The organism is Bradyrhizobium nitroreducens, from assembly GCF_002776695.1.
GTDB classification, from domain to species: domain Bacteria; phylum Pseudomonadota; class Alphaproteobacteria; order Rhizobiales; family Xanthobacteraceae; genus Bradyrhizobium; species Bradyrhizobium nitroreducens.
Genome location: NZ_LFJC01000003.1, coordinates 6,511,476 through 6,527,252 on the forward strand (window position 1 = coordinate 6,511,476; position 15,777 = coordinate 6,527,252).

A 15,777-nucleotide genomic window follows, 5' to 3' on the forward strand; every position below is an offset into this window, starting at 1 on the left:
CCGATCTTAGGTTCCTGTCAGCTTGGCGCAAGACTCTTTGCGCGCCAGCGCAAAAGGTTTGCGCGTTGACGCAAGCCACATCGAGGTCTCTCGCCTATCAAGCGCAAAACAAACTTGGGACGGGGGGAGGCAAGCGCGCGCCGGGACGGCGATCCCGTACGCGCGATGCCGATCCGGGGATGGCAAGCGATGAAGCGCGTTCGGATCAGCCAACAGGAGATCGTGTTTGCGGTCTTCGCCGCACTCTTCCTGAGCTTCTCGATCTTCCTGAACGGATTTCTCTCCGCCGACAACATGCTGACATTGCTGCAGAACGTGGCAGTGCTCGGCATCCTGGGCCTCGCCATGGCGATCGTCGTGATCGGCCGCGGCATCGACCTGTCGCTGATCGCCGCCCTCGCGGTCCCCGGCGGCCTCGTGCTGCAGATGGTGCAGAACGGCCATTCGCTGCCCGCTTCACTGCTGGCGGCCGGCCTGCTGGCGATCGCGATCGGCCTCGTCAACGGCTGGCTGATCGCCTATGCGGAAGTGCCGCCCTTGTTCGCGACGCTGGCGACCGGCCTGTTCGTCGCCGGTCTCGGCCAGGCCGCCCTGTTCCAGCTCGACGTCGTGCAATGGAGCGACGGCATGGCCGGCTTCGAGCGGCTCGGCCAGGGCAGCATTCTCGGCATCCCCACCTCGATCGTGATGTTCGCGATCGCCTGCGTCGTGGTCTTCGTCCTGCTGCGCAAGACGCGCTGGGGCGCCTACATCTACGCGATCGGCGACAACCCGTTCGCGGCGCGCGTGACCGGCATCCCCTCACGGCCCATCATCGTGCTGCAATATGTCGTCGCCGCGCTGATCGGCTGCTTTGCCGGCCTCGTCATGGCGGCGTCCGTCAACTCCATGCCGACCCGCATCTTCAATTCCACGCTGATCTACGACGTCATCCTCGTCGTCGTGCTCGGCGGCATCGGCCTGTCGGGCGGACGCGGCGGTGTCGTCAACGTCATCATCGGCACGCTGCTGATCGGGACGATGCTGAACGGCATGACGATCCTGAACATCCCCTATGCCGGCCAGAACCTCATCAAGGGCCTCGTGCTCCTGATCGCCGTCATCACCGACACGTTCCTCAATCCACGCAACGAAGAAACGGCCCAACAGGGCGACATCTGATCTGCCCCAACAAGGAGGAAGACAATGACCTGCATGCACAAGCTCGCGCTTGGAAGTCTCGCCGCACTGGCGCTTTCGGCCGGCACCGTCCCGGCCCTCGCCCAGCAAGGGCTCGACGAGCCGTTTCAGAAGACCTTCCGGGAAGCACTTGCCGGCAAGACCGTCGCTTACGTGCCGGTCGCGATGAATTTCGACCTCACCGAAGGCTGGTATGCGGGGCTCAAGAAGGAGCTCGAGCCCTTCGGCGTCAAGTTCGTCATTCGCGATCCCAACTGGAATACGAATGCGGGCGCGCAAGCCGTCACCTCGCTGATCTCGGAGAAGCCGGCAGTGATGGTGATCCACAATCCCGACGTCCAGACCTACGCAAAGCTACTGCAGCGCGCCGAGAACGAAGGCATCTACGTCATCCAGATCAACATGGGCTCGGCCTATCGCAGCTCGGCCTTCGTCGGCGCCAACTGGATCGAGATCGGCGAGCGCCAGACCGAGGGCGTGGTGAAGGCCTGCCAGGGCAAGTCCAACAAGATCGCCATCATCCAGGGCGCGCTCTCCGCGGCCGCCAGCGCCTACACGCTCAAGGGTGTCGAGAACATCCTCGCCAAGCACCCGGAGATCAAGGTGGTCTCCAGCCAGGCCGCCGATTGGGATGCGGCCAAGGCCAAGGCGATCACCCAGACCGTGTTGAAGCAGAATCCGGATCTCTGCGGCATCGTCGGTTTCTGGGACGGCATGGACATCGGCACCGCCGCCGCGATCAAGGAAGCCGGCCTGACCGGCAAGGTGTTCCTGGCGACATCGGGCGGCGGCGAGCGCAAGGGCGCATGCGAGCTCGTGAAGAACGGTTCGTTCGATCTCAACATGAGCTACGACGTGCCGACGCAGGCCGCGCAAATGGCCGGCACCATCAAGTGGCTGCTGTCGTCGGGCGCCAAGCCGGGCTCGGTCAAAGGCTCGGAATATACGACGCTGATCCCGATCACCAAGGAAAACGCCGACACCCAGACAGCGTGCTGGAATCTCTCCGATCTCAAGAAGTGATCGCACAAGAAAGCTGCGCGTTCCGCGCCTTCGGGTGTGGAACGCGCAACCTTGCACATAAATCAGCGGAAGGCAGATGCGCGAGACACTGACGAGGCTCCGATATCGCTACTGGCCGGACCATCTCCTCGGTGAGATCCTGTCCAAACGATGGACCGAAACCGCCATTCCGGTGATCCTGCTCCTGATCGTCGGCTTCGCGCTCAGCCGCTCGCTCGAGCACTTCCTCTCCCCGGCGAGCCTCGCCGACACCGCGCGGCAGGCCGGCGAGATTGGCTTCATCGGCCTCGGCATGGCGCTGGTCGTCATCGTCGGCGGCATCGACCTGTCGGTCGGATCGATCTTCGCACTGACGGATTTCTGCGCGCTCTATCTGCTCGACGTGCTCAATTGGCCGGTCCCCGCCGTGGTGGTCGTCACCATGATCGTCGGCGGGCTGCTCGGCGCCGTGAATGGCGTGCTGATCGGATATCTCAGGCTGCGTGCCTTCATCACCACACTGATCACGCTGATCATCTACCGCTCGGCCTACGATCTGTTGATCCAGCGTTATTCCAACGCCATCGCGTCGGCCTTTCCCGATATCCCGTCATGGGACTTCATCGGCGGGGGAACCGTGCTCGGTATCCCCAGCGTCGCACTGGTCTACATCGTGATCGCGATCTTCGGTCACGTCTTCCTGACGCGGCTGCGGCCCGGCTGGCACATCACCGCGATCGGCGGATCGCGGCGCTCGGCCTACAATTCCGGCATTCCCGTCCGCCGCACCATCGCGCTCTGCTATGTCGCGAGCGGCGTCCTGACCAGCATCGGCGCGCTGTTCTTCGCCGCACGGCTCGGCACGGTCGGCGGCGACATCGGCGTCGGCCTGGAAGTGATCGTGCTGACGGCAACCGTGCTCGGCGGCATCACGCTCGGCGGCGGCAAGGGCTCGGTCGTCAAGTCCATGGTCGGCGTGCTCATCGTCCTGCTCGTCACCAACGGCCTGACCGCCATGAACGCGCGCGGCGGCGTCAACCGCATGGCGCTGGCGTCGATCCTGCTGGTCGCCGCGATGGTCGACATCCGCTGGCAGAAGAACCGCACCCGCATCATCAGCAAGGTCTATGTCGCCCCGACCTACCATGCGCTGCCGCCGCCGCCGCCAACCGAGATCGGCAAGGGCGGCCCGTTCGAGCAGAACGACAGGCTGCGCGAGGTCTCGCTGATCGGCCTCGGCCGGATCGAAGCGCCGGAGGACGTCATCCTCGATCGCAACGACGTGCTCTATGCAGGATCGCGGCACGGCGACATCATCCGCTTTTTTCCGCCGGACTACGAGCGGATGGAGGTGTTCGCCCATATCGGCGGCCAGCCGCTCGGCATGGCGTTCGACAAGCAGGACAATCTCTATGTCTGCATCGGCGGCATGGGCCTCTATCGTATCAAGCCCGACGGCACCGTGGAGAAGGCCACCGACGAGACCAACCGCAGCCTCTACTCCGTGAACGACGACAGCCGCCTGCGGCTCGCCGACGACCTCGACATCACCGACGACGGGCTGATCTTCTTCTCCGAGGCCACCGTTCGCTACGAGATGGACGAATGGCCGGTCGACGGACTGGAAGCGCGCGGCAACGGCCGCATCATCTGCTACGACACAAAGACGGGCGCGACCCACACCGCGCTGCGCGGCCTCAAATTCCCGAACGGGGTCGCGGTCGCGAGCGACGGGCAATCGATCCTGTTCGCGGAAACCTTCGGCTGCTCGATCAAGCGCTACTGGTTCGCCGGCTCGAAAAAGGGCGACGTCGAGATCGTCATGGACAATCTGCCGGGCTACCCCGACAACATCAACCTCGCCTCGGACGGCAATTACTGGCTGGCGCTGGTCGGCATGCGCAGCCCCTCGCTCGATCTCGCCTGGAAGATGCCCGGCTTCCGCCGGCGCATGGCCAAGCGCGTGCCGGTCGACGAATGGCTGTTCCCGAACATCAACACCGGCTGCGTCGTCAAGTTCAACGAGCAGGGCAAGATCCTGGAGTCGTTCTGGGACCTCAAGGGCCTCAATCATCCCATGATCACCTCGATGCGCGAGCATCGCGGCTATCTCTATCTCGGCGGCATCGCCAACAACCGGATCGGCCGCTTCAAGCTCGACAATGCCGATCCCGACTTCGTGCAGTACGACAAGCGCTGGGGGAAGTCGTCATGATCGCCGCCATCAGCGAATTCGCCAACCGCTTCCTCGGCCGTGGCGAGGCGGCCATCACCGTCCCGTCGTTCGACGGAGCGTTGAAGCCCAACCAGGCGCTCGAGCAGGCGGACATCCTGCTCGAATGCGAGGCGCCGGAGGATCTCACGACGGACGGCACGTCGCTGCTCCTTGCCGACGGCGTGCGGCTGACACGGCTGAGCGGACATTCGGCAACGACGGTTCGCGCGTTCGAGCGGCCGATCTCAGCGCTGGCCTCCTTGCCTGGTGGAGGGCTGGCTGTCGCGCTTGGCGGCACGGAAGTCCGGCTCTATGACAACGCCACGGCCGAAGCGCCGGCGGCCACATTTTCGCAAGGGCTGCACGCCGTCAATGCGCTGGCTCCCGCGAGCGACGGCACGTTGATCGCAACCGATGGATCGTCGTTGCACGATGTCGGCGACTGGGCGCGCGATCTGATGGAGCTCGGCAAGACCGGCCGAGTGCTGCGGCTCGATCCGAAATCAGGCGCCATCACGCAGCTTGCCGGCGGCTTGGGCTACGCGTTCGGCGCGATCGCGGGCGACGGCAGCGTGCTCGTCAGCGAAAGCTGGCGGCATCGCCTGGTTTCGATCGCACCGGACGGAGCTTGCAAGGATGTGCTGCGGCACCTGCCGGTCTACCCGTCCCGGCTGTCGCCGGCGCGCGGCGGCGGCTTCTGGCTCACCGCCTTCACGGCGCGCACCCAGCTCGTCGAGTTCGTGCTGCGCGAGCCGGCCTATCGCCGCCGCATGATCGCGGAGATCGACCCGGAGTTCTGGGTCGCGCCGCGCCTGCGGTCCGGCCATTCCTTCAAGGAGCCGTTGCAGGGCGCGCACATCAAGACCATGGGCGTGATGAAGCCCTGGGCGCCGCCGCGGTCGTATGGTCTCGTCATCCGGCTTGGAGCCGACGGCCTGCCGCGCTATTCGCTGCATAGCCGGGCCGACGGCGTCAACCACGGCATCGTGGCCGCGGTCGAATTCGGAGGCGACCTCGTCGTGATCGCAAAGGGGCCCGGGCGCGTCATCAAGCTGCCGCTGGCCTCCTTCGGCGAGGAGGCCAGCGCATGAACGACCTCGTCCTGTCGCTGTCGAAGGCGACCAAGCTCTACGCCGGCGTGCCCGCCATCGACGGCGTCGATTTCGACCTCAGACGCGGCGAAATCCACGCCCTCGTCGGCGAGAACGGCGCGGGGAAGTCCACGCTGACCAAGGTCATGGCCGGCGTCGTGACGCTGACCTCGGGGGGCATGAGCGTCGACGGCGTCGAGGTTACCCCGAAGACCCCGCTGGAGGCGCGCAACCTCGGCATCGCCATGGTGTTCCAGGAGAACAGCCTGGTGCCGACCATGACGGTGGCGCAGAACCTGTTCCTCGGACAGGAGAAATTCTACAACCGCCTGCGCGGCATCTACATCGCGGCCCAGCAATTCCTGCAATCGCTCAATTTCGACGTGACGCCGACCGCGACGGTCGGCGGCCTCGGCGCGGCCAAGAAGCAGATGGTCGAGATCGCACGTGCCGTGCTGCACAAGGCGAAGGTGATCATCTTCGACGAGCCGACCGCGACGCTGACGCCGGAGGAGAAGAAATACTTCTTCGACCTGGTCAAGGACCTGAAGAAGCGCGGTGTCTCCATCATCCTCATCTCCCATGCCCTCGAAGAAGCGCTGCTGCTCGCCGACCGCATCACGGTGCTGCGCGACGGCAGGCATGTCGTGACCGCCGACGCCGCCCGGTTCGACCGGGCGCGCATCATCCAGGCGATGGTGGGGCGGGATCTCTCCAACACGCTCTACGGCGCGCGCAAGGCGACGGTCCGCCCCTCGGGCAAGCGAGTGCTGACGGTGCAGAACCTGAAGATGGCGCCGATGGTGAAGAACAATTCGCTGTCGGTATTTGCGGGCCAGATCACGGGCGTCTTCGGTCTCGTCGGCGCGGGCCGCACCGAGACGTTCAAGATCGTCGCAGGCGTCATGAAGCGCGACTTCTTCCACGGCGGCGAGGTGATCCTCGACGACAAGCCGGTCCGTTACCGCGTCCCCGCGCCGGCCGTGCAGGCCGGCATCGCCTACGTGACCGAGGATCGCAAGGTCGAAGGGTTCTTCGAGACCGCGTCCATAGCGCGCAACATCTATCTCGGCCTGCTCGCCAAGTTTCCGAGGGGACGTGCCTGGCTGTCGCGGCGCGAAAGCACGGCGACCGGAAAGTCCTGGATCGAGCGCCTCAAGGTGCGCGCCATCGGCGACGAGGCCAAGGTCGTCGAATTGTCCGGCGGCAACCAGCAGAAGGTCGTGATCGCCAAATCGCTGATCCAGGATCCGGAGCTGATCATCTTCGACGAGCCGACGCGGGGCGTCGATGTCGGCGCCATCGTCGAGATTCACGAGCTGATCAATTCGCTGGCCGACAAGGGCAAGGCGGTGGTCGTGATCTCCTCCTACCTGCCCGAGATCATGGCGCTGTCGGACCGCATCCTGGTCTGCAGGCAAGGCAAGGTGGTCGAGGAGTTCTCCGCGCTGGAGGCCACGGAGGAAGCCATCATGTACGCGGCGATCCACTGACGCTTCTCCGCTCGGGGCAGCGCGGCCCAGGCGAGGTGGACGGATCAGGCCGAGCGCGCCCTTTCGACGGGCCCGTTTCGCTCGCTCAGCAGCTTGCCGGAGGTGATGTTGACGAAGTGCAGCGACATGCAGGCCGGACATCTCACCGGCACATAGCTGTCCGCCGGCTCGGAACTCTCGAACCGCACGTCATCGATCCGATGCTGGACGTTCATGCCGGTGCGCGGGCACCTGAAAAGGATCTGGCGGTGCATGCTTCCTTCATGCTCCAAAACTCCGGCCGGCGAAATTGCGGACGATCACTTACGGACCTTTCCCAGGTTTGAGATGGGTCAAAGCGCATCGCCTTGCCGCGCCTATGATCTGCTTGGGATCGGGCGCGCTGTCCGGTGTCGGACGAAGCGGAACCCGGACTCCTAGGCACTCCGGGTGCCGCTTCGAAACACGGGGTTCGGCGACCGCGCGTCGCCGGCAACAGGCCACCATCTGGACCGCCTCGATCAGGAGAGCAGCCATGATGTCCGCCAATCTGGACGATCTCACCGCAGCCGTCCGCTACGCGCTCGAGACGACTCGTGCAACCACGATCTGCCCTTTCCACGACGAGGTGATCATCCGCGTCGGCGACGACGCCGCCGAAAGCCATGCCTACGAACGCGCCAAGCGAATCCTGAAGAGCGATGGCACCGCCCACGAGTCCGACGCGCTCAGGGACGAGATCGGTCGCCAACTCGCGATCGCCGCGGACGGCCGATGCCCGCATTGCGATCGGACCGATCCGGCTGGCTAAAGCATCATCCGGAAAAGTGCGAAGCGGTTTTCCAGAAAGATCATGCGCAAACAACAACCTAACGCGCGTCGATGATTCATCCAAATTCATCGCGCTTTGGGCGCCTTTCGCCGCGCCCGCCGATCAGGACGCCGCGCGTCTGGAAGCATTCTTGCCCGGCCTCGGAGGCACGAGGCTCCGCGGCCGCCCGATCAGATATCCCTGCATCTCGTCGCAGCCCTCCTGCACCAGGAGCGACATCTGGGCGTCGGTCTCGATGCCTTCCGCCAGAACAGGCACTCCGAGACCATGAGCGAGGCCGATCACGGCCCGCACGATGGCGAGCGATCGCTCGCTCTGGCCGAGCGAGACGACGAAGGAGCGATCGATCTTGATCCGGTCCAGCGGAAACGCTTCGAGATATGACAGCGACGAGTATCCCGTTCCGAAATCGTCGAGTGCGATCAGGATGCCAAGCGCCTTGAGCGACTGCATCGTCCGCTTGGCGCGCGGCATATCCTCGATCAGGACGCCCTCGGTGATCTCGAGCTCGAGACGTGCGGCCGCAAGCCCGCTGTCGCGCAGCGCCCGGCGGACCTGCCGGTCGAGATTTTCCCGACGGAACTGCGCCGCCGAGACGTTGACGGCCACCCGCAGCGGCTGCCCCCATGATGCCGCTTCCCTGCACGCCTCCATCAGCACCCAATCGTCGATCTGCGCGATGGAGCCGCTCTGCTCCGCGATCGGAATGAACTCGCCCGGGGCGATGATCCCGCGCTCCGGATGCCGCCAGCGCACCAGCGCCTCGTAGGCCGTCAGCGTGCCGTCGCGATGCTGCTGCGGCTGATACTCCAGATAAAGCTCGCCCCGCTCGACGGCCATCCGCAAATCGTGCTCCAGCGCGCGGCGGTCCCGCAGCTGCTGGTCCATCGCGCCGGTGAACAGGCGGACGGCTCCCCTGCCCTCGTGCTTGGCGCGATACAGCGCGGCGTCCGCATTCGCCAGCAGCGACACGGAATTGTCGGCGTCTCGCGGATAAAGCGCGACGCCGACGCAGAGATCGATCTTCAGCACATGGCCATCGACCTCGATCGGTTGCTCGAATTGAGCCCGTATCCTCGTGGCGAGCAGCTCCGCGGTTGCCGGCAGCGGCGACTGGTCGGTGATGCCGATGAATTCATCGCCGCCGACGCGAGCGACATAGGATCCTTGCGCCGCCCGCTGCAGGCGCCGCGAGGCCTCGCGTAGCACGGCATCGCCGACGGCATGGCCGAAACGATCGTTGATCTCCTTGAAGTGGTCGAGATCGATGCAGAGCACGGCAAAGGCGCCATCGGTGATCTCCGCCCGCTCGATCGCGGCGCCGAGGTGCTCGTCCAGGGCGGCCCTGTTCGGCAGCTCCGTGAGCGCGTCGTGACACGCGAGGTAGCTGACCCTCTGCTGCGCCCGGTTCCGTTCCGTCACATCGAAGGCGACGCAGACATGGGCGGACTGCCCCTCATAGGCGAGCGGCCGGGATTCGATCACGACCTCGATCACCTCGCCGTCGGCCGTCCTGTGCAATTCGCAGTCGCGTCCGGCCGCCGCTTGCGGTTCGCCATAGGCGAGCTGATGCTCGGACATGGCGAGAAGATCCTGGCGGGAATATCCATAGTGCCGGCACATCGCACCGTTCACGGCGATGAGCTGACGCGTCTTTGCATCGACCACCCACATCGGAAGCGGGTTCTCTTCGAACAGGAGGCGGAAAGAGGCTTCGGCTTCCGCAAGCGCCATCTCGGTGCGATGTCGCTCCGTGATGTCCTCGTGGGTGGCGACCCAACCATTGTCCTCCATCGGACGATGCCGGATCCGCACGATCCGGCCGTTGGTCAGCTCCACGGTCGTATCCGAATCTTCGCTGATCACCGGCGCGCTGTTGCGCCAGAGCAGATAATCCGTCTTCTCCATCTTCGGTGCACTGCCGACCGAATAGCGGAGATCGACGATGTCGTTCAGCTTCATGCCTGGCCGGACCAGTTTCGGGTCCAGATCGTAGACCTCGAGATACTGCCGGTTGCAGACGATCAGGCGCTGATCGGCGTCGAAGAAGCACAGCCCCTGGGACATGTTGTTGAGCGCCCGATCGAAGCGCTCCGCGAACGCCGTCGCCGTCTGCTCCGCGGCCCGCGCGCGCTCACCTTCCAGGGCCAGCCGTTCGTGGGTCTCGACCATCTTCACGAAGGAGCGGAAATTGGTGTTGATCATCCGGGCGAGCAGAGCAAGCAACGCCAGCAGATTGATGCCGACCGAAATCATCATCCCGTCGCCGGAGAGCAGCAGGAGCGTGGCGACGGGCGCACCGGCAATCAGCATCGTCAGCCGGGACGCCGGCGGGAAGCTGCCGAGACAGTAGGCGGTCCCGACGCATCCCATGAAGATGAGAAGGGCAACCGGCGCGCGCAGGCCGGGGTCGACGGCCATGAACAGCGCAAGGATCCAGATCACGAAGCTGGAGCAGATCACCACCGTGGCGAGACGGGCCCTTGCGAGCTCGCGATAGGCTTCCTCCGCGGTGAAGTCGGCCTTCTTGAGCCGGAGCCACTGCGCCAGCCGAAACAGACAGATCGCAAGCAGCGCGGCCGGCAAGGCAAATCTCAGCCAGGCCGACACCGTGACCGGGAGGAAAAGGCCGACGCTGATGCTGTCGACCAGAAGAACGGCGTAGAGCACCGGCACCTGCTCGCGCAGCACCCGGAATTGCTCGACGAGCAGCGAACGTCCGAGCGGATCGGTCGTATCGCCGACCACGAATGCGTCACGAATCCGCGCGAAGAAGCCCATCGAGATTGTCCCAACCGCATGGAAGGCTAGGACAGAGACGCGAAGGACACGTAAAAGCACTTGGTGTCTTCGACCTTAACGGGATCGTTGCGACTGCAAAGAAGCTAATCCCGTCAATGAGTTCCGGGCGCAACTGGCGTAACTCGCGGTTCCCGGCGGTTGAGGAAGCCCGTGGTCCCGAGGAGCGAGATCCTTGCGCGGGAGAACGCCTGTTCGCGATCCCGCTCAGCTCTCCACCCGGTACAGCCTCCATCGCGCCGGCACGCCCTTGAGCTGGTGCATGCCGTGATCCCTGAAGCGAATCTCGGACTTCGCCATCAGGTCCCTGACCGCGCTCGAGACCAGGACTTCGCCGGCCCGTGCTTTGGCGGCGACGCGCGTGCCGATGTGAAAGGCAAGGCCGACCATCTCGCCTCCGCTCACCTTGTATTCGCCGGCATGCAGCCCGACCCTGATGTCGAGCCCCAATGTGCGCACCGCCTTCTGGATCGCGGTCGCGCATGTGATTCCGGCCGCCGGCGCCTTGAAGGTCGCCAGGACGCCGTCGCCTGTCGTCACGACTTCCTTGCCGCGCGAGTGCTTCAGCTCCTTGCGCACGGCAGCATAATAATGACCCATGATCTTGGTCCAGCGCGCATCGCCGAGCTTCGCCGCCTTTGCGGTGGAGCCGACGATGTCGACGATCAGGATCGTGGCCAGCACTTGCTTGGACTCGGCGCCGATCTCGGCCGCCCGGCGCCGCGGCGCGATCGGTCCGGAGAGCGGTTCATAGCGATGGCTGCGACGCCGGGCGATCGCGGCTTTGGCATAGTCCTGGGCACGCTGCGCCGTGCCGCACCGAACCGTCTTCTCCTGCGGCAGACGCGTCCAATAGACCTTTCGCCCATCGCCGGCGCCCTGGACCTCCACGGCGCCCCACTTCAGGAAAACCGCCGAACCAACCCGCCGGATGCACCAGGCCTTCGACGTGTACCCCGATACGTTCGACTGATGGACTCCGATGCGTAGGAATTTGGGCATGTCGGTGCGACTGATCGAAGAAACATGGACGAGGCGGCGCAAAGCGTAGTTGCACATGCCCGCGTTGGCAACAGACGAACTGCCGTGCCCTCGCAGAGCGACGACGCGCAGTCGACAGGGCCTCTCGGATCATCCCTGTCGCGTCGTCGCAATCGTCAAACGGATCCCGGTCGCGGTCAGAGCCACTCCCGCGAGAAGAGACGCATTGATCTGCTCATTCAGCATCCACGCGGAAATCAGCAATCCGACGCTGGGTGTCGCCAGCAGTGCCATCGACATGGTGCTTGCAGCGAAGCGGCGCCCGGCCTCGACCACGGCCCAGTAGGCGAACGCGGTGGCGACCGGCGCCACGTAGACGAGCGTGGCCGCGCCCAGCGGCGACATTGCTGGCGCTCCCTCGGCGGAGATCGCGATCGGAAGCAGCAGGATTGCCGCGATCAGCATCTGCCAGGGGGCGAGGCTCAATGCCGAAGAGGTGAAGCGATGCCCCCGTACGGTCACGATGGTGACGGCCCACGCCGTGGCGGCGCCCATCAGCATGCCGTAAGCCAGGGTCTGCCTGCCGATGACGGCAAAGGACGGCGAGGCGATCACCGCCGTTCCGGCACATCCGATCAACACGCCCGCCACCGTCTTCGGTCCCAGATCTTCACCCAGCCGCCAGGCCGCGAGCGGCGCGACCACGATGGGCGTCGAAAACGCCAGTACGGATGCACGCCCCGGCGGCAAGATCGTCAGCGCAAGACCGGTGAGCGCCGAATACGCCGCCATCTGAAGCGCCCCCGAAATGACGACGACCGGGACATCGGCGGGCGGCGGCAGCGCAAGCTCACCCCGCGCAAGCAGGACTCCGAACAGGATGAGCGCTGCGATCGCATAGCGGAAGCAACCGTACCAGATTGGCGGAATCTGGCCGACACCAATCTTGATGACCGGCCAGCTCACGGCCCAGATCAGCACCAGCGACAGCAGCAATAGCCAGTCGCGCGGCCGCGGGTTGGCAACTCGGGCGGATGCGGCGGGCGAGCTAGAATTTTTCACTTGATGGCCGCAGGTCGAGCTCATGGGTCCAAGCGCTGCGGGCCTGCCGGTGCAACTGATAATAGCTCTCCGCAATCGCCGCCGGCTGAAGCAGGCTTTCCGCAGGATCGTCCTCCTGCACGATCATGCCGTCGAGGATGACATGGGCCACATGAATGTTCTTGGGGCCCAGTTCGCGAGCCATCGACTGTGCCAGCGCCCGCAGGGCGAATTTCGGCGAGGCAAAGGCGGCAAATCCACCACCGCCCCGGATCGATCCGGTAGCACCGGAGAAAATGATCGTACCACCTCCGCTGTCGAGCATGGATGCCGCAGCGACACGGCCGACCAGGAACCCGGCAAAGCAACCCGTGCGCCAGGCCTGTTCGAACAACGCCGCGGAGATGTCGAGGATTCCTCCCCGATCCCAGATGCCGACATTGAACACGACCAGGGAAGGCGGCCCGAGTTCGTTCCCGACACGAGCGAACACGTCCTTGACCTGCTCCGCGACCGTCGCATCGCAAGAGTAACGGCGAACCAGATCGCGGTGGGACACAGCGGCGCCGCCGCTGCGCGAGACCGCAGCAACGCGCATGCCCTCATCCGCGAAGCGCGCAACGAGCGCATTGCCCAATCCGGGACCTGCGCCAACGACGACGGCAACCTCATGTGAGTTCACGTCCGAGCCTCCGGGTTTCAGTTGACCTCACTTGGACCTCACCTGGACTTCACATAACGGACGAAGCCGATCACGTCCTCGGCGACCAACCGCCCAATCGCACCGCTGGAATAGACCGCCGTGATCACCCTTCCGTTCGGGTCGAGAACGAAGCCGGTGGATTGCAGATAGCGCGGGCTCTCGCTGACATAGGCGCCGGTCGTCGCGGCGATCCTGTCCGCATCGGCGCGATAGCCGACCGGAAAATTCAGCCGGTGCTTTTCGACCAGCGTACTTGCGTCGGTCCTGTCGTCGACCGACAGGGCAACGACCCTGATCCCGAGTTCGTCGAGCTTCTCCTTCGCTCGCGCAAAGGCCGCAAGCTGCGCATTGCAATACGGGCACCATGATCCGCGATACATCAGGACCACGCCGTAGCGGCCTGCCAGGTGATGCGCGACGGAAACCGTACCGTCGGCGACCGTGTCGAGCGTCAGGGCCGGAAAGGCATCACCATTGTCAAGACGAGGCATTCTTGTCTTCTCCAGAAACTGGACTATTTAGTCCAATTACTTGCCAGCCTCATCCCTGTCAAGTACGGTGACGGCGATGAACAAAAACGTGACTGCATTGCCCAAGACCCCAGTGCCGAAGACCTCAATGCCCAACACCTCAGTGCCAAAGACCGCACGGGGCGCGGCAACACGCGCGCGCATCGTCGATGCGGCAACCGAGCTCGTGCGGGCGCGAGGCGCCGCGAACACGACGATCGATGCGGTGATCGAGGCCAGCAAGGCCAGCAAATCGCAGGTCTATCACTACTTCGCCGACAAGGATGAGCTCGTGCTGGCGGTGATCCAGCGTCAGGCCGAGTGCGTGCTCGGAACGCACGAGGGTCTGCTGCGAAAGCTCAATTCCCTCTCAGGACTTCGCCGATGGCGCGACGCCGTCGTCGCGCTGACGCACCAGACCAATTGCGCCGGCGGCTGCCCGCTCGGCTCGCTGGCTGCCGAACTCTCGGAAACGCCGCGCACGCGCGCGGCGCTGGCGGAGAGCTTTGCACGCTGGGCAGGCCATTTCGAAGCGGCATTCGCCAGAATGCAGTCACGCGCGGGAATAACGTCTGCCGGCGATCTGAAAGAGCTTTCGGAGGCGATGCTTGCCAGCCTGCAGGGAGGTCTGTTGCTCGCGCAAACCTTGCGTTCGACACGACCGCTGGAGCTGGCGCTGGACATGGCGATCGATCACGTCGCGGCCCGACTTGGGCTCTAGCTTCACCGGCGGCGTCCGGCGCAGCCCGCCTCAGCCGTGATACGCAAACAGCTCGATCGGATCGCTGAAGCCGCGCACCGCGTGCTGGCCGACACGCTCCAGCTCGAATTTCGGCTGCACCAGCTCGGCGAAGTCGCGTGACAGCAGCACTGGTCGTCCCAACTGCTTGGTCAGGGCCTCCAAGCGCGAGGCCATGTTGACGGCGGGGCCGATCACGGTGAAGTCGAGCCGGCTGCTCGATCCGATGTTGCCGTACATGACGTCGCCGACATGGACGCCGATGCCGTAGTTCAGCGGCGCGCGGCCCGTGCCGCTGTTGCGTTCGTTCAGCGCGGTCATGGCCTGGCGGGCCTCGGTCACGGCATGGAGCAGATCTGCGCAGGCGTCGGGATGTTGCAGCGGAAAGATCGCGAGCAGGCCGTCGCCGATGAACTTCAGGATCTCGCCGCCGTGCCGCGCGATCGGCTCCGACATCGCGTCGAAATAGTCGTTGAGCAGGTCGATGACGTCGTCGCGCGGCCAATTGTCGGAGATCTTGGTGAAATCCCGGAGGTCGCAGATCATGATCGCGGCGCGCACCGTCGTGCCGGTGCCGCGCCGGGTGGCGCCGGCCAGAATGAGCTCGCCGGCATGGGAGCCGACATAGGTCTCCAGCAGGGTGCGCGCCAGGCGGTTCTTGACGCGGATCTCGCTGACCAGCGCCAGCACCGGCAGGAGCTTCTTGAGGGCGGTGATATGCGAATCGTCGAAACCGCCGGGCCGGTCGGTGGCAAAGGTGACGACGTGCTGTTTGCCGAGCGTATGGTACAGCGGCCAGGCGACGTAGTCAGTCAGCCCGCCGGCCCGCATCTCGCCGTAGATGGCGTGCTTGCGGCCGAGCGAGGGATCTTGTTCCAGATTCTCGCGGAGCTCGGTGGCGCCCTCGATGATCTCGCTGGCGGGGCTGCCGATGTATTCGGGCCGCTCGCGGACGTCGTAATCCACCCGCGCGATCTCCGCGCCCGTCATGCCCTCGGACCAGATCATCCGGGCCCCAAGCCATTGCGGATGATTGATCTGGACGTGAAGCGTCGCCCGCTTGAGCGGAATGCCCGCCTGCTGCAGACGGATGCACATCTGCGCGAAGATGTTGTCGATGAAGCGCTCGTCGCGCGTGCCGTTGGTCAGCCAGTCGATGACGCCGTCGGCTTGCGTGGGGGCATTGCTGGTCGTCGGCGTGGTCATCGCTTGCC

General features: G+C 64.9%; 14 protein-coding genes. 7 read left to right on the forward strand and 7 right to left on the reverse strand.

Annotated features, from left to right (window positions below; translation table 11 throughout):
• Positions 1–189: 189 nt before the first annotated feature.
• The 5 genes from TSA1_RS30930 to TSA1_RS30950 all read left to right on the forward strand — a co-directional run bounded on the left by TSA1_RS30930 (position 190) and on the right by TSA1_RS30950 (position 6,980).
• Complete coding sequence (locus TSA1_RS30930) at positions 190–1,161, forward strand: ABC transporter permease (protein WP_100179627.1); 972 nt, start codon at positions 190–192, stop codon at positions 1,159–1,161.
• A gap of 24 nt (positions 1,162–1,185) precedes the next feature.
• Positions 1,186–2,202, forward strand: coding sequence for a sugar ABC transporter substrate-binding protein (locus TSA1_RS30935; protein WP_100179628.1), 1,017 nt, complete (start codon positions 1,186–1,188; stop codon positions 2,200–2,202).
• A 76-nt stretch (positions 2,203–2,278) separates the two neighbouring features.
• Complete coding sequence (locus tag TSA1_RS30940; protein WP_100179629.1) at positions 2,279–4,396, forward strand: ABC transporter permease; 2,118 nt, start codon at positions 2,279–2,281, stop codon at positions 4,394–4,396.
• Positions 4,393–5,487: a hypothetical protein gene (locus TSA1_RS30945; RefSeq protein WP_100179630.1), complete on the forward strand. Its 1,095-nt coding sequence runs from the start codon at positions 4,393–4,395 to the stop codon at positions 5,485–5,487. Before TSA1_RS30940 ends, TSA1_RS30945 begins: the two co-directional genes overlap by 4 nt.
• Positions 5,484–6,980 (forward strand): sugar ABC transporter ATP-binding protein, encoded by a 1,497-nt coding sequence (locus tag TSA1_RS30950; protein WP_100179631.1) that lies wholly within the window; start codon positions 5,484–5,486, stop codon positions 6,978–6,980. The genes TSA1_RS30945 and TSA1_RS30950 overlap by 4 nt, the downstream gene beginning before the upstream one ends.
• Positions 6,981–7,024: 44 nt before the next feature.
• Here TSA1_RS30950 and TSA1_RS30955 read toward each other — a convergent pair whose 3' ends face one another.
• Positions 7,025–7,234, reverse strand: a complete 210-nt coding sequence (locus tag TSA1_RS30955) for a hypothetical protein (protein WP_100179632.1) — start codon at positions 7,232–7,234, stop codon at positions 7,025–7,027.
• Between the two features lie 263 nt (positions 7,235–7,497).
• Here TSA1_RS30955 and TSA1_RS30960 point away from each other — a divergent pair, with 263 nt between their 5' ends.
• A complete protein-coding gene (locus tag TSA1_RS30960) occupies positions 7,498–7,770 on the forward strand; it encodes a hypothetical protein (protein ID WP_245448449.1) in 273 nt (90 codons plus the stop codon).
• Positions 7,771–7,893: 123 nt separating this feature from the next.
• On the opposite strand, the gene TSA1_RS30965 is transcribed toward TSA1_RS30960, so the two are convergent.
• The 5 genes from TSA1_RS30965 to TSA1_RS30985 all read right to left on the reverse strand — a co-directional run bounded on the left by TSA1_RS30965 (position 7,894) and on the right by TSA1_RS30985 (position 13,806).
• Positions 7,894–10,572, reverse strand: coding sequence for an EAL domain-containing protein (locus tag TSA1_RS30965; RefSeq protein ID WP_100179634.1), 2,679 nt, complete (start codon positions 10,570–10,572; stop codon positions 7,894–7,896).
• A gap of 225 nt (positions 10,573–10,797) precedes the next feature.
• Complete coding sequence (locus TSA1_RS30970) at positions 10,798–11,592, reverse strand: adenylate/guanylate cyclase domain-containing protein (protein ID WP_100181435.1); 795 nt, start codon at positions 11,590–11,592, stop codon at positions 10,798–10,800.
• A gap of 129 nt (positions 11,593–11,721) precedes the next feature.
• Positions 11,722–12,567, reverse strand: coding sequence for a DMT family transporter (locus TSA1_RS30975; RefSeq protein WP_161497286.1), 846 nt, complete (start codon positions 12,565–12,567; stop codon positions 11,722–11,724).
• A gap of 52 nt (positions 12,568–12,619) precedes the next feature.
• The gene (locus tag TSA1_RS30980) at positions 12,620–13,294 is read right to left on the reverse strand and encodes an SDR family NAD(P)-dependent oxidoreductase (protein WP_100179636.1); all 675 of its coding nucleotides are present in this window, start codon (positions 13,292–13,294) and stop codon (positions 12,620–12,622) included.
• Positions 13,295–13,332: 38 nt separating this feature from the next.
• On the reverse strand, positions 13,333–13,806 hold the full coding sequence (locus tag TSA1_RS30985; protein ID WP_100179637.1) for a peroxiredoxin family protein: 474 nt from the start codon (positions 13,804–13,806) through the stop codon (positions 13,333–13,335).
• Positions 13,807–13,882: 76 nt separating this feature from the next.
• On the opposite strand from TSA1_RS30985, the gene TSA1_RS30990 reads away from it, so the two are divergent.
• Positions 13,883–14,545, forward strand: a complete 663-nt coding sequence (locus TSA1_RS30990; RefSeq protein WP_245448599.1) for a TetR/AcrR family transcriptional regulator — start codon at positions 13,883–13,885, stop codon at positions 14,543–14,545.
• Positions 14,546–14,575: 30 nt separating this feature from the next.
• Here TSA1_RS30990 and TSA1_RS30995 read toward each other — a convergent pair whose 3' ends face one another.
• A complete protein-coding gene (locus TSA1_RS30995; protein WP_245448451.1) occupies positions 14,576–15,769 on the reverse strand; it encodes an adenylate/guanylate cyclase domain-containing protein in 1,194 nt (397 codons plus the stop codon).
• Positions 15,770–15,777 lie beyond the last annotated feature (8 nt).

Bases quoted from the DNA above. Each gene is read 5' to 3' on its own strand.
- TSA1_RS30930 (WP_100179627.1), top strand. From the start codon at position 190: ATGAAGCGCGTTCGGATCAGCCAACAGGAGATCGTGTTTGCGGTCTTC.
- TSA1_RS30935 (WP_100179628.1), top strand. From the start codon at position 1,186: ATGACCTGCATGCACAAGCTCGCGCTTGGAAGTCTCGCCGCACTGGCG.
- TSA1_RS30940 (WP_100179629.1), top strand. From the start codon at position 2,279: ATGCGCGAGACACTGACGAGGCTCCGATATCGCTACTGGCCGGACCAT.
- TSA1_RS30945 (WP_100179630.1), top strand. From the start codon at position 4,393: ATGATCGCCGCCATCAGCGAATTCGCCAACCGCTTCCTCGGCCGTGGC.
- TSA1_RS30950 (WP_100179631.1), top strand. From the start codon at position 5,484: ATGAACGACCTCGTCCTGTCGCTGTCGAAGGCGACCAAGCTCTACGCC.
- TSA1_RS30955 (WP_100179632.1), bottom strand. From the start codon at position 7,234: ATGCACCGCCAGATCCTTTTCAGGTGCCCGCGCACCGGCATGAACGTC.
- TSA1_RS30960 (WP_245448449.1), top strand. From the start codon at position 7,498: ATGTCCGCCAATCTGGACGATCTCACCGCAGCCGTCCGCTACGCGCTC.
- TSA1_RS30965 (WP_100179634.1), bottom strand. From the start codon at position 10,572: ATGGGCTTCTTCGCGCGGATTCGTGACGCATTCGTGGTCGGCGATACG.
- TSA1_RS30970 (WP_100181435.1), bottom strand. From the start codon at position 11,592: ATGCCCAAATTCCTACGCATCGGAGTCCATCAGTCGAACGTATCGGGG.
- TSA1_RS30985 (WP_100179637.1), bottom strand. From the start codon at position 13,806: ATGCCTCGTCTTGACAATGGTGATGCCTTTCCGGCCCTGACGCTCGAC.
- TSA1_RS30990 (WP_245448599.1), top strand. From the start codon at position 13,883: ATGAACAAAAACGTGACTGCATTGCCCAAGACCCCAGTGCCGAAGACC.
- TSA1_RS30995 (WP_245448451.1), bottom strand. From the start codon at position 15,769: ATGACCACGCCGACGACCAGCAATGCCCCCACGCAAGCCGACGGCGTC.